This window comes from Arthrobacter sp. E3, from assembly GCF_017353415.1.
Classification (GTDB): Bacteria; Actinomycetota; Actinomycetes; order Actinomycetales; family Micrococcaceae; genus Specibacter.
In genome coordinates, this window is sequence record NZ_JAFMPX010000036.1 from 1 (window position 1) to 17927 (window position 17927).

Annotated in this window: 18 protein-coding genes and 1 pseudogene; 8 read left to right on the forward strand and 11 right to left on the reverse strand. The window is 62.1% G+C overall.

Annotated elements, in window-relative coordinates; all coding sequences use genetic code 11:
* Nucleotides 1-126: 126 nt before the first annotated feature.
* The 3 genes and pseudogenes from JMA46_RS13670 to JMA46_RS13680 all read right to left on the reverse strand — a co-directional run.
* A pseudogene (locus JMA46_RS13670) lies at nt 127-303 on the reverse strand (BMP family ABC transporter substrate-binding protein); the annotation flags it as partial.
* Nucleotides 304-653: 350 nt separating this feature from the next.
* The gene (locus JMA46_RS13675; RefSeq protein ID WP_207345898.1) at nt 654-1862 is read right to left on the reverse strand and encodes an amidohydrolase; all 1209 of its coding nucleotides are present in this window, start codon (nt 1860-1862) and stop codon (nt 654-656) included.
* Nucleotides 1863-1982: 120 nt separating this feature from the next.
* Nucleotides 1983-3128: a sugar phosphate nucleotidyltransferase gene (locus tag JMA46_RS13680; RefSeq protein ID WP_247647310.1), complete on the reverse strand. Its 1146-nt coding sequence runs from the start codon at nt 3126-3128 to the stop codon at nt 1983-1985.
* A gap of 313 nt (nt 3129-3441) precedes the next feature.
* Between JMA46_RS13680 and sdhC the strand changes: the two genes are divergently transcribed.
* The 4 genes from sdhC (at nt 3442) to JMA46_RS13700 (ending at nt 6992) form a co-directional block, all read left to right on the forward strand.
* Complete coding sequence (gene sdhC, locus JMA46_RS13685; RefSeq protein WP_207345899.1) at nt 3442-3831, forward strand: succinate dehydrogenase, cytochrome b556 subunit; 390 nt, start codon at nt 3442-3444, stop codon at nt 3829-3831.
* Between the two features lies 1 nt (nt 3832).
* Complete coding sequence (locus JMA46_RS13690; RefSeq protein ID WP_207345900.1) at nt 3833-4300, forward strand: succinate dehydrogenase hydrophobic membrane anchor subunit; 468 nt, start codon at nt 3833-3835, stop codon at nt 4298-4300.
* A 95-nt stretch (nt 4301-4395) separates the two neighbouring features.
* Nucleotides 4396-6195: a succinate dehydrogenase flavoprotein subunit gene (gene sdhA, locus JMA46_RS13695; protein ID WP_207345930.1), complete on the forward strand. Its 1800-nt coding sequence runs from the start codon at nt 4396-4398 to the stop codon at nt 6193-6195.
* Nucleotides 6195-6992 (forward strand): succinate dehydrogenase iron-sulfur subunit, encoded by a 798-nt coding sequence (locus JMA46_RS13700; RefSeq protein WP_207345901.1) that lies wholly within the window; start codon nt 6195-6197, stop codon nt 6990-6992. The genes sdhA and JMA46_RS13700 overlap by 1 nt, the downstream gene beginning before the upstream one ends.
* Nucleotides 6993-7113: 121 nt before the next feature.
* Here the strand turns inward: JMA46_RS13700 and JMA46_RS13705 are convergent, their stop codons facing one another.
* From JMA46_RS13705 to JMA46_RS13730, 6 genes are all read right to left on the reverse strand, one after another.
* A complete protein-coding gene (locus JMA46_RS13705; protein WP_207345902.1) occupies nt 7114-8205 on the reverse strand; it encodes a YihY/virulence factor BrkB family protein in 1092 nt (363 codons plus the stop codon).
* The gene (locus JMA46_RS13710; protein ID WP_207345903.1) at nt 8183-8740 is read right to left on the reverse strand and encodes a 2'-5' RNA ligase family protein; all 558 of its coding nucleotides are present in this window, start codon (nt 8738-8740) and stop codon (nt 8183-8185) included. Before JMA46_RS13710 ends, JMA46_RS13705 begins: the two co-directional genes overlap by 23 nt.
* 2 nt (nt 8741-8742) lie before the next feature.
* Nucleotides 8743-9771, reverse strand: coding sequence for a tryptophan--tRNA ligase (gene trpS / locus JMA46_RS13715; RefSeq protein ID WP_207345904.1), 1029 nt, complete (start codon nt 9769-9771; stop codon nt 8743-8745).
* 15 nt (nt 9772-9786) lie between these two features.
* On the reverse strand, nt 9787-10665 hold the full coding sequence (locus tag JMA46_RS13720) for an exodeoxyribonuclease III (RefSeq protein ID WP_207345905.1): 879 nt from the start codon (nt 10663-10665) through the stop codon (nt 9787-9789).
* 201 nt (nt 10666-10866) lie between these two features.
* A complete protein-coding gene (locus tag JMA46_RS13725) occupies nt 10867-11493 on the reverse strand; it encodes a hypothetical protein (protein ID WP_207345906.1) in 627 nt (208 codons plus the stop codon).
* Between the two features lie 84 nt (nt 11494-11577).
* Nucleotides 11578-12357 (reverse strand): GAP family protein, encoded by a 780-nt coding sequence (locus JMA46_RS13730; protein WP_207345907.1) that lies wholly within the window; start codon nt 12355-12357, stop codon nt 11578-11580.
* Between the two features lie 126 nt (nt 12358-12483).
* Between JMA46_RS13730 and JMA46_RS13735 the strand changes: the two genes are divergently transcribed.
* The 4 genes from JMA46_RS13735 (at nt 12484) to JMA46_RS13750 (ending at nt 15635) form a co-directional block, all read left to right on the forward strand.
* Complete coding sequence (locus tag JMA46_RS13735) at nt 12484-13971, forward strand: histidine kinase (protein ID WP_207345908.1); 1488 nt, start codon at nt 12484-12486, stop codon at nt 13969-13971.
* Nucleotides 13968-14213 carry a hypothetical protein gene (locus tag JMA46_RS13740; RefSeq protein ID WP_207345909.1) on the forward strand — a complete coding sequence of 82 codons (246 nt, stop codon included), beginning with the start codon at nt 13968-13970 and terminating at the stop codon, nt 14211-14213. The genes JMA46_RS13735 and JMA46_RS13740 overlap by 4 nt, the downstream gene beginning before the upstream one ends.
* 59 nt (nt 14214-14272) lie before the next feature.
* Nucleotides 14273-14479 carry a LuxR C-terminal-related transcriptional regulator gene (locus tag JMA46_RS13745; protein WP_207345910.1) on the forward strand — a complete coding sequence of 69 codons (207 nt, stop codon included), beginning with the start codon at nt 14273-14275 and terminating at the stop codon, nt 14477-14479.
* A gap of 127 nt (nt 14480-14606) precedes the next feature.
* Complete coding sequence (locus JMA46_RS13750) at nt 14607-15635, forward strand: M12 family metallopeptidase (protein WP_207345911.1); 1029 nt, start codon at nt 14607-14609, stop codon at nt 15633-15635.
* 114 nt (nt 15636-15749) lie between these two features.
* Here JMA46_RS13750 and JMA46_RS13755 read toward each other — a convergent pair whose 3' ends face one another.
* Entirely contained in the window at nt 15750-16640 is an 891-nt protein-coding gene (locus tag JMA46_RS13755) for a bifunctional methylenetetrahydrofolate dehydrogenase/methenyltetrahydrofolate cyclohydrolase (RefSeq protein WP_207345912.1), read from the reverse strand.
* Nucleotides 16634-17920 (reverse strand): serine hydroxymethyltransferase, encoded by a 1287-nt coding sequence (gene glyA / locus JMA46_RS13760; RefSeq protein WP_348770173.1) that lies wholly within the window; start codon nt 17918-17920, stop codon nt 16634-16636. Before glyA ends, JMA46_RS13755 begins: the two co-directional genes overlap by 7 nt.
* Nucleotides 17921-17927: the final 7 nt, after the last annotated feature.

The following is a 17927-nucleotide window of genomic DNA, read 5'->3' on the forward strand; positions in this document are numbered from 1 at the left end:
ACCACTCCTCATCCGTCAGGTCCGAGGGATAGGGACGCGGAGCCGAAACATCCTTCATGATTCAATGCTGGACCTGCAGCCTGGGATAGTCACCCGGAAAACACCACAGGCTTTCCCAACACGTTCTAAGTCTTTAACCGTCTTCTGCAGGCCTTCGTAGGAGGACTGGTTGAAGGACTGGTCATCAAATCCGCCGGAGTCAGAGACGATGCAACCCAGATAGTTGGCTGCCGCAGCGTTTTCCGTGCTGCCCCCGCCCGGGGCCGGCGGGGCTTCGCCGCAGCCGGTGAGCAGCAAAGCCATGGCGCTCACTGCGACAGTTCCTACGATGGCTCCGCGCTTGACGGTGTTTAGAAGACGGTTCTTCAAGGTTCCTCCATGTGGTGTGGGACCGCCGCAGTGAAGGAATCGCCCCGAAGGCAAACCGGGCCGTCCGCCCAAACTGGAACACTGTTCTTCAGGTCTGTGGCGGACATCGGCTTGCGTTGGCGCACCCCAGCATTGCGGCGCTATGCATCACACACTAGTGGCACTTTCGTACCCGCCGGTAGTGGCGGACCGGAACCACGGGCCATCGTTGGGGAACCGTTACATGTTTGTGATCCGGGGCGCGCGCCGGAGGCTTACCTCCAGCAGGCCCGCGCAGGTTCGATCTACTGTTCAGCAGCGTCGCGCAGCACCCTCAGGGCGGCAGCGCACAGCACGCGAACACCGACGGAAAGTGCGCGTTCGTCCACAATGTAGTCACCGCGGTGCAGGTCGTATTCCTCGCCGCCGGGGACGTGGGTGCCCAGCCTCATCAAGGAGCCGGGAATACCCTGCAGGAACCAGGCAAAGTCCTCCCCGCCCATTGATTGCGGCGCCAACACCACAGTGTCCTCGCCAAGTTCAGCGCGGGCCGCTGCTTCAATGACGGCAGTTTCATGTTCGGAGTTGACCACTGGGGGCACTCCGCGCGTGTGTTCCAGATGTACATCCACGCCAAAGGGTGCAGCAATCTGCTGTACGACGTCGTCAAGCAACTCCCCCGCCGCGTGCCACGCCTCGCGGTCAAGACAGCGCATGGTGCCGCTCATGACGCCCTGTCCGGGGATGGCATTGGGCGCCGAACCAGCATGGATCTGCCCCCACACGACGGAGACGCCGCTGCGGACATCCACCCGGCGGGACAGTACCGCCGGGACACTGATCGCAATTTGGGCCAGTGCGAACACCAGGTCCTCGGTCAGGTGCGGGCGGGAAGTGTGGCCGCCGCGGCCGGAAAGTTCAATCTTGATGGTGTCCGAGGCGCTGGTGATGGGCCCGATCCGGGTGCCGATCTTGCCCACTTCGATGCGCGGGTCGCAGTGCAATGCCATGATGCGCGGCACACCGTCCAGGGCTCCCTGGTCAATGCAGGAAAGCGCTCCGCCGGGCATGGTTTCCTCGGCGGGCTGGAAGATGATCCTGATGCGCCCACCGAGTGGAGTGTGTTCGTGCATGCGAGCAAGCACCAGGGCAATGCCCAGCATGGTGGCAGTGTGGAAGTCGTGTCCGCAACCGTGCGTGACGCCGTGGTTGCGGGAGGCAAACGGCAGGCCGGTCTCCTCCACGATGGGCAGGGCATCAATGTCCCCGCGCAACGCCGTCGCAATGTCCCCCTCGCCTACGTCAACAATGACGCCGGTACCGTCAAGACGGCGTGGGGAGAGGCCTGCCACAACAAGGCGGTCATAGATCTTGCCGGAGGTGCGGAACTCCTGGAACGACAGTTCCGGATGGGCGTGAAGGTCACGCCTGAATTCAACGACCTCTTCCAACAGGGGCTCAAGCCACGGGCCTACCAGCTCGGTCGGTTCTGTTTCCAGCGAGTAATTGCGCACAAGTCAAACTCTAACCATCTCCGGCGGCTGTGACGTCATTGGCGTACGTCCGTTACTCCCGGCTTGCGCCAGCGTAGTGCACCGTGCTGCGAGCTTGCGAGCAGTGGGAGCGGCCGGGGACTAGAGCACGTCGGTGTCGCCCTTGGCCTTGAGCCCGTCCACTGCCTTCTTCACCAGTTGGGAATGGGCACGGGTAGTTACCAAGAGCGCGTCGGGGGTGTCCACCACGACGACGTCCTGGATGCCTATCAGCGCGATGACGCGTTTGGTGTCTGTCACCACGATCCCGGTGCTGTCCTCGGTGAAGACGCGGGCGCCTTCACCGATGACTTTGACGTTGTTGTTCTCCTTGGCGCTGCTCAGACGGGCGATGGCGGCAAAGTCGCCGACGTCGTCCCAGCTGAAGTCGGCAGGAATGACGGCAACATCGCCAGCGTCGGCTGCCGGCTCGGCCACGGCGTAGTCAATGGCGATCTTCGGCAGCGTGGGCCAGACCCGCTTCTTCACGGCGATCCACTCCGGCGTATCCCAAGCAAGCGCGATTTCCATGAGTCCTTCATAGAGGGCAGGCTCGTTGGCTTTCAGGTGGCGGAGCATTAATTCCACTGGTGCGACGAACATACCGGCATTCCAGTTGTATTCACCGCTTGCAAGGTACTGTTCGGCGATTTCCGCAGACGGCTTTTCCACGAACTTCTCCACGGTCCGTGCGCTCGGGGCGCCTTCCACGTCAAGGGGTGCGCCCATGCGAATGTAGCCAAAGCCCGTCGAGGGGTGGGTGGGCTTGATGCCAATCGTGACGATCTTTCCCGTGGCCGCCGTGTAGATGGCCTCACGGACGGCGTCCTGGAATTTTTCCACCGGGCTGATGACCTGGTCTGCGGCGAAGGAACCCATGATGGTGTCCGGATCGCGCAGGAACAAAATGGCTGCGGCAAGCCCAATCGCAGCCCCTGAATCCTTCGGCTCAGTCTCCAGAACGAGGTTCTCATCCGCTATCTCGGGAAGCTGCCGGCACACTGCTTCCCGGTGCGCATCCCCTGTAACGAGCATGACTTTGCTTCCGCTGAGCGGTTCCAGACGGTCGTAGGTGGCACGGATCAGCGTGCTGCCACTGCCAGTGAGGTCATGCAGGAATTTGGGTGCCGCCGCCCGCGACAAAGGCCACAACCTGGTGCCCACACCGCCTGCCGGGATCACTGCGTAAAACCTGTCCATGGGGTCCGCTGCAGGGTGACCGGGAGCAGGAAAATTTTGCGTATTCATCATGACAACCATAAGCGACTAGACGGCCCCAGCCGTGGAAGCCGTGGCGCTTTGGCACTAAACTTCCACCCAGGGTCGTAGTCCGGCAGCGCGCCGTCGTGCTTCAACGGCAGAGCGGCAGCGGGGCACTAGACTCAATGTGCAACAGGTATTTGAGACCAAGCTGTAATTTGTCGCATGCGGCAAGGAGCGCCTAAGTTGAATATGCTGTTAGCGAAGCCTAAATTAGGCAGCAAGTATGAGTGCTCACGCCGTGTGCGTTTCCCCGCGTGGAACCACGCCAGCGCAACGGTGATGCAGGGAAGGTTATTCAGTGCCGACAAAACCAGCTGGCACTCTGTACCGCGGCCGAGAAGGCATGTGGTCCTGGGTGGGACATCGAATTACCGGTGTAGTGATTTTTATTTTCTTGTTGGTGCACGTCCTGGACACCTCCTTGGTGCGAGTGTCCCCGGAAGCGTACACAGCAGTCATTGGGGCGTATAAAAACCCCATTATGGGACTGGGCGAGGCTGCTCTCGTCGCAGCAATAGTGTTCCACGCCTTTAACGGCCTGCGCGTCATTGCCGTTGACTTCTGGAAGAAGGGCCCCAAGTACCAGCGCCAGATGCTGTGGGCTGTGCTTGGTCTGTGGGCCGTGACCATGATCCCGTTCCTGATCCGCCACCTCACCATCGTCTTCTCTAACTTGGGGGGAAACTAGCATGAGCGCCGATTCAATAGCTGCGCCGCGTTCCAACAGTGCGCAATCACCCAAGTACAAACGCAACAAGGCCTCCCACTCCAGCTTTGAGATGATCGCCTGGCTGTTCATGCGCCTCTCCGGCGTGGTGCTGATTGTGCTGATCTTTGGGCACCTGTTCGTGAACCTGATGGTTGGCGAGGGCATCCACGCCATCGACTTCGGCTTCGTGGCCGGTAAGTGGTCCGATCCGTTCTGGCAGATCTGGGACCTGGCCATGCTGTGGCTGGCCATGCTTCACGGTAGCAACGGCGTGCGCACCATCATTAATGACTACGCAGACCGCGACGGCACACGCATGACCCTCAAGGCCGTGCTGTATGTTGCCTCCGCCGTCATCATTGTTTTGGGCACCCTGGTCATCTTCACCTTTGATCCCTGCCCCGCCGGCGCCGTCATTGACCTTCCGTCCTTCTGCACCGTTCCCTAACTCAACTTGTGGGAACACTCCCGGGCCGCATGGTTTGGGACGCATGAAGTGATCACCAGCTTTTAATGCAGTAAATGAGAGAAAGAGCATCCAGTATGCAGGTCCACAAATACGACGTCGTAATCGTCGGGGCCGGTGGCGCAGGAATGCGTGCCGCCATTGAATCCGGCCAGCGTGCCCACACTGCTGTCCTGACCAAGCTCTACCCCACCCGCTCCCACACCGGCGCCGCTCAGGGTGGCATGTGCGCCGCACTGGCCAACGTGGAAGAGGACAACTGGGAGTGGCACACCTTTGACACCGTCAAGGGTGGCGACTACTTGGTGGACCAGGACGCTGCGGAGGTCATGGCGAAGGAAGCCATCGACGCCGTCATTGACCTGGAGAAGATGGGCCTGCCGTTCAACCGCACCCCTGAAGGCCGCATTGACCAGCGTCGCTTCGGCGGCCACACCCGCGACCACGGCAAGGCCCCCGTGCGCCGCGCCTGCTACGCAGCAGACCGCACCGGCCACATGATTCTGCAGACCCTGTACCAAAACTGCGTCAAGCACAACGTCGAGTTCTACAACGAGTACTACGTTTTGGACCTGCTGACCGTTGAAGAAGAAGCCACTCGAGAAGACGGTACCGTCTACCTGCAAAAGCGCATTGCAGGCGTCGTCTCCTATGACCTGGCCACGGGCGAACTGCACGTGTTCCAAGCCAAGAGCGTTATTTTGGCCACCGGCGGCGCGGGCAAGGTCTTCAAGACAACCTCCAACGCCCACACCCTGACCGGCGACGGCATGGGCATCGCGTTCCGCAAGGGCATCCCGCTGGAGGACATGGAGTTCTTCCAGTTCCACCCGACGGGTTTGGCCGGTTTGGGCATTCTGCTCTCCGAGGCCGCCCGCGGCGAAGGCGCCATCCTGCGCAACTCCGAGGGTGAGCGCTTCATGGAACGCTACGCCCCGACCATCAAGGACTTGGCCCCGCGCGACATCGTGGCCCGTTCCATGGCCAACGAAGTCCGTGAAGGCCGCGGCTGCGGCCCGAACAAGGACTACGTACTCCTTGACCTGACCCACCTGGAACCGGCGCACATTGACGCCAAACTCCCGGACATCACCGAGTTCGCCCGCACCTACCTCGGCGTGGAGCCGTACACGGAGCCGGTCCCTGTCTTCCCTACAGCGCACTACGCCATGGGCGGCGTTCCCACGAATATCACCACCGAGGTCCTGCAGGACAACGACACCATCATCCCCGGCCTATATGCTGCCGGTGAGGTTGCCTGTGTCTCCGTCCACGGTTCAAACCGTTTGGGAACCAACTCCCTGCTGGACATCAACGTTTTCGGAAAGCGCGCCGGTGTGGCCGCTGCCGAGTACGCCAAGGGGGCCGACTTTGTTGACCTGCCGGAGAACCCGGAGGCTGACACGGTGGCTCTGCTGGAGCACGTGCGCGTCTCCGACGGCGGCGAAAAGGTGGCTGCGATCCGCAAGGAACTGCAGGACACCATGGACGCCAACATGCAGGTGTTCCGCACCGCCACGTCCATCGACAAGGTCCTTGCCGACATCGCCTCCTTCGAGGAGCGCTACTCTCGCATCACCGTCCAGGACAAGGGCAAGCGCTTCAACCTTGACCTGCTCGAGGCCGTGGAGCTTGGCTTCCTGCTCGAACTGGCCAAGGTCATGACCGTCGCTGCCCTACACCGCCAGGAATCACGTGGCGGGCACTACCGCGAGGACTTCCCGGACCGCGACGACGAGAAGTTCATGAAGCACTCCATGGCATTCAAGGATGTTGCTGTCACCGCTGAAAGCTCCGCCGAGCACATCGCCGGAATCCGCTTGGAGACCAAGCCCGTTGTCATCACGCGCTACCAGCCGATGGTAAGGAAGTACTAATGAGCCCCGTAGAAACTGCCGAATCCGCCCCGGAGCCGGCATCCAAGATTGAACTTCCCGCCCACTTGGGTGGCGGTGGGGAAATCCCCACGTTCGACGTCACCTTGCGTGTCCGCCGCTACGACCCCGAGTTCTCGGACGAGTCGAAGTGGGAAGACTTCCGCATGACCATGTACGGCACCGACCGCGTGTTGGATGCCCTGCACAAGGTCAAGTGGGAGCAGGACGGCTCGCTGTCCTTCCGTCGTTCCTGTGCGCACGGCGTGTGCGGTTCCGATGCCATGCGCATCAATGGCCGCAACCGCCTGGCCTGCAAGACTCTGCTCAAGGATCTTGACACGTCCAAGCCGATCCTGGTCGAGCCCATCAAGGGCCTGCCCGTGGAGAAGGACCTCATTGTGGACATGGAGCCGTTCTTCCAGTCCTTCCGTGAGATCATGCCCTTCTTGATCAACCGCGACCACGCCCCCACCAAGGAGCGCTTGCAGTCCGCCGAAGAACGCGCACGGTTTGACGACACCACCAAGTGCATCCTGTGTGCCGCGTGCACGTCATCCTGCCCCGTGTTCTGGACCGACGGTCAGTACTTCGGCCCCGCTGCCATTGTCAACGCACACCGTTTCATCTTTGATTCGCGCGATGACGCCGGCGACATGCGTCTGGAAATCCTCAACGACAAGGAAGGCGTGTGGCGCTGCCGCACCGTCTTCAACTGCACCGAAGCATGCCCCCGCGGCATCCAGGTCACGCAGGCCATTGCCGAGGTCAAGCAGGCCATCCTCTCACGCCAGGTCTAGCATTGACTGACCGACTGGGCTTACCGACTAGCTGACAGTCAAAAGCGCCGCTCCCCGTCAGGGGTGCGGCGCTTTTGTGTTGTGTATGCCGAATCCCGTATGCCGAATCCCGGCAAGTGGCTCAGCGAAGGGCCGGTCGGTTCCGCAGGTCCGCCGCGCTGATGGCCGCAATTGCAGCGGAAATCAAGTACACCTGGCTGAGTAGATAGAACCAGACGAACAAGCCCAAGATCACGGCAAAGGGAGCCAGCAGGGCATTGCTGGTGATTCCATTCAAGAGCAGTGCGCTGAAGAAGCGCAGCACGGTGGCACCGGCACCGGAAAACGCCGCTGCCAGCAACAGCACCCGGCGTGGCATGCTCACCCGGGAAGCGATACTGAACATGATGATGGCCACGGCCGAGTCCAAAATGAACATCAGCAGTACGGACCCTATTTGTGTCGCCGCACCTGTCAGGAACGTTCCCCAACCCAGCAAATCACTGATTGTGCCCATGGCTGCGGTACTGATCAGGCCCAAGATGCTTGTCAGTACAAGGGCAATGGCCAAAATAATCAAGGTCGAACCGTCGCGCACCTTCGACAGCACCGGGTTGGTCCTGTCCCGTGCAAGACCAAGCAATGACCGGATGCCCTCACGCAAGCCGTTGATCCAACTCATGGCCGTAATGAGCAAGGCCGCCAGGGAGATGATCAGCGTCAGACCGAAGCTGCCCGCGCCCAGGAGCTGTTCCGGCGAGGCCAAGCCGCCGTCGCCGGTGTCAATCAGGCCGGGCGTACTGCCGGCAACCAGATCGATGACGGCGTCACGCAGCACGTCGTTATCCGCAGCCACCATGCCAAAAACGGCGAAGCCGGCAACCAACATGGCACCGACAGAGAAGAACATCAAGTACGCGTTGCCCGCGGCCAACAGCGGCCCGCGGCGTCGAATGTACAAATTCCACACCCGCAGCGGGAACATGTTGGCCGCCCACGCACCAATCCACTGGATCAGCGCAAAGGCCTGTGGGACAACCATCCCCTGCTTGCGGGCATCACGGAAGTCTGTTCGCTTGGCCGCGGACCACGTCGCCAGAGCCCTCCGGTCAAGCGGGCTTGGCGGCGCCTTCGCCGGGGCTGCGAGGGGCCTCTTGCCCCTAACGCCAGGGGCGGTTAAGCCCAGGAATTGTCCGCCAACCGGCGCGGATTCAGCGTTTTCGCTGTTCCCCAAGTTTCAGCTCCTCGCGCAGCGCCCAACCACCTGACACATAGTCAAAAAGCCCTATGCTGTTGACCTGAAATTCTGCCTCAAAGCCAGCCATTTCCGTCTTTGCACGTGCCATGGCTTCATCGTCCAGGTCGTGGGCAATGGTCAAATGAGGGTGAAAATCAAACTCCAGCAGATGCTCCACCGGCCCGGCCAGCAATTTCCCGTGCAGCGTAGTGCACGCTTGCGCTCCGGCGGCCACGTTTAAGTAGACCACTGGGGATACGGGCTCAAACGTCCCGGTCCCGCTTAGTGAGAGCGCAAAGGGCTGCCCCGCTGCTGCGACCTTCCGGACATGTGCGGCCGCTTCCTCCCACGAATGGCTTGCCATCCCGGAAACCAGTGTGATGTGGGGAGGCACGACGGCGGCATCCGGGCCTGCGTAGAACGCCCGGCGTGCGCTAAGCTCGGCAGAAAGTTCCGGGGGCAGGGAAATGATGACCCCCAGGCCGTCGTCGTGTGGGGCCGCAGAGGCGCCGCTCTGACCAATGCCCGGCACGGCTAGCCGACCGCCCCAAGCGGAGGAAGAAAACCTACCTTGGCGTACACGTCCGCCAAGGTCACCGACGCGAGTTCACGAGCCTTCTGAGCACCGCGGGCGAGCAGCACATCGAGTTCGCCTGGATCATCAAGCAGCTCAAGGGTGCGCCGCCGGATGGGTTCAAGTCGTTCCACCACGGCGTCGGCCACATCCACCTTTAGATGCCCGTACATTTTGCCCTCGTACCCGGCCACCAGCTTCTCCACCGGTGTGTCCGTCAGCGTCGAGAGGATCTCCAACAGGTTCGTTACGCCGGGCTTGGCCGCGCGGTCGTGTGCAATGACGGTGTCGGCGTCGGTCACGGCTGACTTGATGCGCTTGGCCGTCACCTTGGGTTCATCAAGGATATTGATCAGTCCGTTGGGGCCGGAAGCGGACTTGGACATCTTCGCCGTCGGATTTTGCAGGTCATAAATCCTGGCGCCTTCCTTTTGGATGAAAGCCTCCGGGACCACAAACGTGTCACCAAAGCGATGGTTGAAGCGTTTGGCTAAATCACGGGCCAGCTCCACGTGCTGGCGCTGGTCATCTCCAACAGGAACACCTTCAGGACGGTAGAGCAAGATGTCCGCGGCCATGAGTACGGGGTAGGTGAAAAGGCCAACACTGGCCGTCTCGGCACCGCCCTTGGCCGACTTGTCCTTGAACTGGGTCATGCGTGACGCCTCGCCAAAGCCGGTGATGCAGTTGAGCACCCAGGCCAGCTGGGCGTGCTCGGGCACATGTGACTGCACAAACAACGTGGACCGTTCCACGTCGATGCCGCCGGCGATGTACTGCGCTGCAGTCTTGCGAGTGCGGGCAAGCAGTTCAGCAGGGTCCTGCGTCACCGTGATGGCGTGCATGTCCGGGATGAAGAACAAGGTGTCGTAGTTGTCCTGATTCTTCACCCAATTGACCAGGGCGCCCAGGTAGTTTCCCAAGTGCAGGGAATCGCCGGAGGGCTGCATACCCGACAACACGCGGGGGCGGGCAGAGATTTCACTCATGGAAACGTGGGTCCTTTAGAACTTGTAGTCGACAACCAGGGGGGCGTGGTCGGAGAATCGGGCTTCGTAGGATTCTGCCCGGTCCACCACTGATGTCAGCGCCTTGCTGGCAAGGTTTGGGGTGGCCATGTGGTAGTCGATACGCCAGCCGGTGTCATTGGTGAAGGCCTGCCCACGGTTGGACCACCAGGTGTAGGGGCCGTCTACTTCCCCGGCAAGTTCGCGGGCCACGTCCTTGTAGCCGATCTCCTCGCCAAAGAACCTGTCAAAGTAGGCGCGCTCTTCCGGCAGGAATCCTGACCGCTTGACGTTGCCCTTCCAGTTCTTGATGTCCAACGTCTTGTGCCCAACGTTGAGGTCGCCCACCACCAAGGCGTGTTCGCTTCCTGCAGCCAGTTGCGGCAGGCGGGAAATCATGGTGTCAAGGAAACGGAACTTGTCGTCTTGTTTGGGCGTGCCCACCTCACCTGAATGAACATAGGCGCTGACAACCGTCAACGTTGTGGCTGTGCCGTCCGCGCCGTTGAGCTCGTAGTCGGCCTCAACCCAGCGTCCGGTGGTGGCGAAGTAGTCATCACCAATGCCAACACGGGTTGCCACCGGCTCAAGCACGTCCTTGCGGGTGGCGATCAGCACCCCTGCCCGGCCCTTGGCTTCAGCTTCGGCGTGCAGCAGGTGCCATTCTTCGCCGAGGAACCCCTCCACGATGGCGTCGGGTGCACGCACCTCCTGCAGACACAGAATGTCTACATCGCGCTCCGCCAGCCACGGAGCCATACCGTTTTTGTAGGCGGCACGGATGCCGTTGACATTGACGCTTGCGATCCTCAATCGACCGTTTTGAATACCTTTGCTCACTTGTTCAACCTTACCTGCAGTGGCTCGTGATTCCATGGTCACCGCGTTCGTTTCGCTGCCATGACCGTCTTGGCACGTTATAAGCCCACGCACCAGCGGACACCCGTTGGGAGGGCGTGGGTGGGCCCACGCGCCCGAGGGCCCCGACGCGAGCTTGCGAGCGTTGGGTGGGCGTGGGTGGGCCCACGCGCCCGAGGGCCCCGACGCGAGCTTGCGAGCGTTGGGTGGGCGTGGGGACTAGTCGATGATGACGCCGCTAACCGGTTCGTCACCGGATCCGTTGCCAGTGCCGGCCTGCGTCTGGTTCTGCGCGTTGGCTGCTTGGCGCTCCGCGTTCTTCTTAGCCATGGCCGCATCCATCTTGGCTTCGTGGGCTTCCCAGTTGGGGTTGATCATGCCGCGCCCGTTGGCGGCGGTGATGTCAATCGTATCCAGGGCGCGGGCCACCATCTCGGGGTCCTTGCCCAAGTATTCGCGCACGACACCAACCTGGACGTTGATGATCTTGAAGGAGTGGTCCAGCTTGAGTTCGCGTGCTTTCTCAGCAGAGCGCGAACCGGATTCCTGCGACACGAGGCGCGTGCCGGCGTCGGACGGGGCATTGGCACTGTTCTGCTGGGCCATCTGCGCCTGCGCCAGGTGCACCTGCCGGGCACCAAACGCGGCGGCTTTGTGCACCCCGATGTAGACCACGGTGGACAGGACCAGCCAGCCGAACGCCAGGATGGCGATAATCCAGCCGAGCACGGTGCTGTTGTTGGCGGCAAACACCAGCGCGACCAAGAAAACTAGGGCCAGCACAATGGTGCCCAGGCCTGTGAATTTACCGGGTTTGGACATTTTACCGGTTCCAAGAGAAGTCATGCATCCATTCTCTCAAATCCCAGCAAACCCCGAGACCTGCTTCCACCACAGGCGAACGAACCGGGGTTGGGCGGCGGCACTGTCCTACTTGAAAGGGTTCCACGGCGCCATCGGCGCCAGCAGTGACAGCCCTGATCGCAGCAGCAGGAAACCCACAATGCCGACCACCCATGGCAGGGTGCCAGCTGAGAACTTACTCATCTGCGAACCGAAGCGCTGCAGCACTCCATCCAGTCGACTGTCCAGGGTCAGGCGCAGGGTCAGCAACACCAGTGCCGGCACGAGCATGACCAGGCAATAGACGCACAGAATAAGCAGCTGAGCGGTCATGGGGAGCGTCGAATTCGTCAGAAACCCGATGGCCGCAAGGTACGGCAGCATGGTGGGAAGTTCCAGCAACCCTGCCAACAATGCCAACACCACCATCCCGCCGGGGCTGCGAAGTGCCGTTCCCATGCGCAACTGCCACCGCTGCTCGGCGGGTGCGGGTTCCGGTGCCGGAGCAGCGGCGGCGGCGTGTGTAGTGGCGTGCACAGTGGCAGGGGCCGGCTTCTTTCCCGAACTGGCGAACAACCCGTACGCCAGCATGGCGCCGCCGCCAACTGCCATGACCCATTGGATGGCCGGGAGCCGAGTTAACGAACCAGCGCCCATGCTGCCAACTACCCAGCCGGCGCCGGAGAGCACGGCAACTCCCACCAACAGGTAGAAAGTTGCCAAAACACCCAGAAACAGCAGGATCCGCGGCGCCAGCCGCTTCGCGTCGGGGCGCATCAGCAGCCACAGCGGGATCAGCAGCGTTCCAATGCTAGTGCTGTCGATGAGCGCCAGGACAGTCAATTGAACATAAAGTGCGGTGGTCATGACCCCAGCCTGCCCGCATTGCCCGGCTCCGGCGTCGGCCATTGGGACCATGAGCGGCTCATCCCTTAGTTGCAGATCGCTGGAACCGGCTTGCCTGCCGGTGACGTCGCAGCGGAAGGTGGGCCCATGGACGAACTCACGGCCCCTGCCGAAAAGGCATCAGCGTTCGCCCGTCTTCTTCGGGGGTACAGGCAACTTTCTATGCGCCGCATTGCCACCATCAAGGTGGAGGACATGGCGCTTGCAGGCGGCTATTTCGCCATTATCTGGCTGCTTGAGGCCGTTGATCTTGCCGGCACCGGCAGCTTGCGGGTGCAGACTTTCGCCTCCGCGTGGGCCGCGATTGCGGTACTGGGATGTATGGGAGTGATGCTGCGCCGGGCATCCCCTGCTGCCATGGGGTGGATGTGCGGCGTTGCTGTTGTGGGACTGGCACTGGCGGGGCATGCCGGCGCCTTTTTGCTTGCGTTCGAGTTCTTCTTTTCGCTGGTGCTCTTTGCAACACCCCGAGCATCCCAAGCAGCGGCGCGGGCGTCCTGGGTCTTGCCGGTCTTACTGGTCTTGGCGGCTTTCCTCGTGTCCAGAAGTGCTGCAACGGCCATCGCCGCGGCCGTCATTGCCGTTGTCACGTTGCTGACTCCTGTGGAATGGGCCGGAAACCTGCGCAAGGCCAACCTTTTGGCCCTGAGTGAGTCTGCCCGCGCAGATGCTCTCCAGGACGCAGCAGAGCAGCGGCTGCTGGCACAACGCAGCGCCCATGACCTTGCACTGGAGCGCGAACGTCAGCACATGGCCCGCGAGCTGCACGACGTGGTCTCCGCCCGGCTTTCCGCCATCGCGCTGCAATCCGGCGCGGCACTGCACGCGTCTGCCCTGCACGCGTCGGCAGCCGGTTCTACAGTTCCTGCTGCCCCCGCCACCACGACGCTTTTGAACCAGATTCGGGATGAAAGTGTGGCCGGGCTGGAGGAACTCAACGCCATGATCCGGCTTCTTCACACCGGTGCTCTAGCGGAGGCAGGCGGGCGGCTCAGCGACCTGACAGGATTGCTCCGGCAGTACCGCAGCGCCGGCATGGAACTGCGGTACGCAAATTCCTTGGACGACGCCGGCGAGCACCTTAGTCTGCCTCTCCAGACTGCGCTCTACCGGATCTTGTCCGAGGCAGTCGCCAACGCCGCCAAGCACGCCCCAGGCCAGGAAGTCGACGTCGTGCTGGGCTACGGGCAGGTACCGTTCGTCGGCTCCGGCACTCTGGAACATTCCCCAGGGGTTGTCCTGACCGTGACGAATCGACTGCCAGTTGGCGCGCACACGGCTCCTGCCTCCCCCGTGCACGTCCGCGCTTCCATACCTCCTATGCCTCCCGGCAGTGCTGGCCCCGGCACGGGCATCGGAGCAGGCACTGGCACTGGCACTGGCATTCCCAGCATGCAGTTCCGCGCCGCCCACGTTGGCGGCACTCTCACGGTAGGCCCCGATCTCATAGCAGGTCCACGTCTCGCTGCGGGCTCCGCTGCAGGTCTGTGGAAGGTGGTGCTGCAGCTGCCGCTTGTGAAACTGCCTGCAGATTCTCTACTTGCGGCAATCGAGCCCGCAGGAGGTCACACATGAGCGATTCTCCGCGTCTGGGCACCTGCAACTCCGGACCCACAGGGTCCAGCGAACGACGCATCGCGGTGTTGTTGGTCGATGACCACGCTGCCATCACCATGGCGCGTGCTTTGATACCGGATGTGATTCTCATGGATTTGCGGATGCCGGTGTTGGACGGGGTGAAGGCTACAGAAACCATCTGTGCAGGAGGGCTCTCGAAAGTGCTGGTGTTGACCACTTTCGATCATGACTCGTATTAGTTTGGGGCCCTGCGGGCCGGAGCGGCGGGAACCGGACCAGCCAGCACCCCACACCAGAAGTGGACACGCTGACAGCCAGGGAACGCGAAGTGTTCGAGGCATTGGGGAAAGGCTTGACGAATTACTCCATTGGCCGCCACCTGGGCATCTCGGAAGCGACAGTGAAGACACACGTCTCCCGGGTGCTGGCGAAACTGGGCTTGGAGTCTCGCGTGCAGGCGGCACTCCTTCAACACCACCGCAGCAACCAGCCTCCCTCACTGTGAATGTCAGTGCCCCGGGATAGCCTGTGAAGACAACCTGCAGGCTACCCGTCGCAGGAGGAATTTTTTGCATATTGTGCAGGGCCGCCGTTCTTTGTTGGCTCCGCCGCAATGGTCAAGGAGGACCACCATGGAGTTGTTAGAGAACCGCCCGGTGTGCAGAACCGAGCCCCGCCGGCCTCGACGGTTTGAGCCGGGAGTTTCAGAGCAGCGGGTGCGGCTCGTGCGCCAAATGGACGCCCAGTGGGTGAACGGGACAGTGCTGCGGTACTGCTTCTTCGACGGCCCCGAACCGCAGAAGCAGGCTGTCAGGGACGCGTTTACACACTGGAAATCACTGGGCCTGGGGCTCGATTTCAAGGAAGTGACAGCCCGAAGCGAAGCCGAAGTCAGGATTGCCTTCGACCAAACAGATGGCTCATGGTCCTACATTGGGCGCGACGTGCTCGGGATCGCCAACACCGAACCGACCATGAACTTCGGCTGGGACCTCACTGACAGCTATGGCCGGACCACCGCGCTGCATGAGATCGGCCATACGCTGGGCATGCCACACGAACATCAAAACCCGTTCGCCGGGATTGTGTGGGACGAGCCGAAGGTTTACAGCTACTTTGCCGGTTCCCCCAACTTCTGGCCCAGGCTGCAGGTATTCCACAACGTGCTGCAAAAGCTCAGTCCACAGGAAGTTGACGGCTCAAACTGGGACCCGGACTCCGTCATGGAATATTGGTTTCCGGCCGGGCTCATCAGGGAGCCAGAACAATACCGCAAGGGACTGAACCCTCCGGGCGGGCTGTCCCCCACCGACAAGGAATGGGCGCTGCGGTTCTACCCTGCGTTGACCCAGAAAGAACGGTTCTTGACGGCGTTTTGCTCCGCACCACTGTTGCTCAAACCCTGCGAGCAAGCAGATTTCACCATTGTTCCGGAGGAAACCCGCACCTACCAGCTGTCCACGTTTGGCATGGCGGACACTGTCCTGGTGTTGTTTGAGGAGGTGGACGGCGAACTTCGCCACTTGGAGTCCGATGATGACAGCGGGGAGGAACGCAACGCCTCGTTCAACGTGAAACTATTCAAGGGCAAGAAATATGTGGCCCGCTTGCGTCTCTACTGGGCCGGAAAGTCCGGTCAAACCACCCTCATGTATTGGTAGCAGCCAGGCCGTGGTCACCAAACTTCAGCCCCTGGCAAAGAAGCGGCCGACGCCGGAACAAAAGTTCCGCCGTCGGCCGCCCCAAAGCGTGTGGTGCGCATTGAAAAGCCGCAGCTAGGCTGCAGCGCGCTCGGAAGCCTCCACCACGTTGGCCAAGAGCATGGCGCGGGTCATGGGACCCACACCGCCCGGGTTCGGGGAGATCCAGCTGGCCACCTCGGCGGCTGCAGGCTCCACGTCCCCGGTGACAACAGCTTTTCCGCTGCCGTTATCAACGCGGCTGACGCCGACGTCCAGAACAATGGCTCCGGGCTTCAGGTCAGCGGCCTTGATCATGTGCGGGGAACCGGCGGCGGCAATGACCACGTCGGCCAGGCGCAGTTCAGCGGCCAGGTCCGTCGTTCCAGTGTGGGCCAGGACCGCTGTGGCGTTGATGTCGCGGCGGGTGAGCAGCAGACCCATGGGCCGGCCGATCGTCACGCCGCGGCCAACCACCAGCACGCGCTTGCCAGCCAGTGAAATCCCGTGACGCTCCAACAAAACAATGCACCCCTTGGGCGTGCACGGCAGTGGGGACGTCATGGGCCGGTTGACATTGGCCACCAGGCGGCCAAGGTTCATCGGGTGCAGGCCGTCGGCATCCTTGTCCGGGTCGATGGCTTCAAGCACCACGTCCTGGTCAATGTGCGCCGGCAAAGGCAGCTGAACGATGTAGCCCGTGCAGGCGGGGTCAGCATTCAGCTGACGGACGGCAGCCAGGACTTCATCCTGGGTGGCCGAATCCGGCAAATCGATGCGGATGGATTTGATGCCCACCTCTGCACAGTCCTTGTGCTTTCCGCCCACGTACCACTGGGAGCCCGGATCCGAGCCAACCAAGATGGTACCCAGGCCCGGCGTGACTCCTCGGGCAGCGAGGGCTGCCACACGAACTGTCAGTTCGGCTTTGATGGCAGCGGCTGTGGCCTTGCCATCAAGGATTTGAGCTGGGGACATTTTTACCATTCTTCCTGGCCGGGGTACAGCGGGAAGTTGGCGGTCAGGGCCTTTACGCGGGCGCTCAGGGCGTTCACGTCTGCGCCACCCTTCAGCGCTGCGGCGATGATCTCGGCAACTTCGCTGAACTCCGGAGCACCGAAGCCGCGGGTTGCCAGTGCCGGGGTGCCGATGCGCAGGCCGGAGGTGACCATCGGGGGGCGGGGGTCGAACGGGACGGCGTTGCGGTTGACGGTGATGCCAACGCTGTGCAGGAGATCTTCGGCCTGCTGGCCGTCCAGCTTGGAGTTGCGCAGGTCAACGAGAACCAAGTGCACATCGGTGCCACCGGTCAGCACGGACACGCCTGCCTCGGCAACGTCCGGTGCGTTCAAACGCTCGGCAATGATCGTCGCGCCTTCCAGTACGCGCTGCTGGCGCTCCTTGAATTCTTCGCCTGCAGCGATCTTGAAGGCCACGGCCTTCGCAGCGATGACGTGCATGAGCGGACCGCCCTGCTGCCCCGGGAACACGGCGGAGTTGAGCTTCTTGGCCCATTCCTTCTTGGCCAGGATCACACCCGAGCGCGGGCCGGAGAGCGTCTTGTGGACGGTGGAGGTGACCACGTCGGAGTACGGCACCGGGGACGGGTGCAGGCCAGCGGCAACCAGACCGGCGAAGTGGGCCATGTCCGTCCAGAGCAGTGCGCCCACCTCATCAGCGATGGAGCGGAAAGCTGCGAAGTCCAGCTGGCGCGGGTAGGCAGACCAGCCAGCGATGATGACCTGGGGCTTCTCGGCGATGGCCTGCTCGCGCAGCTTGTCCATGTCGATGCGGAAGGTGTCTTCCTCAACCTGGTAGGCGGCGACGTCGTACAGCTTGCCGGAGAAGTTCAGCTTCATGCCGTGGGTCAGGTGTCCACCGTGAGCCAGGGACAGGCCCAGGATCTTCTCGCCTGGCTTGATCATGGCTGCGAGCGCAGCGGCGTTGGCCTGGGCGCCGGAGTGCGGCTGGACGTTGGCGTATTCGGCCCCGAACAGTTCCTTGACACGGTCGATGGCCAGGTTCTCAGCCACGTCCACGAATTCGCAACCACCGTAGTAGCGGCGGCCGGGGTAGCCTTCGGCGTACTTGTTGGTCAGCACCGAGCCCTGGGCTTCCAAGACGGCGCGGGGTGCGAAGTTCTCTGAGGCGATCATTTCCAGCGTGTCGCGCTGGCGGCCAAGCTCGTCCTTCAGGACGGCGGCGATTTCCGGGTCAAGCTCCGAGAGCGGGGCGTTGGTCACGGACGAGGTGGTGGTAAAAGACACTACAGAC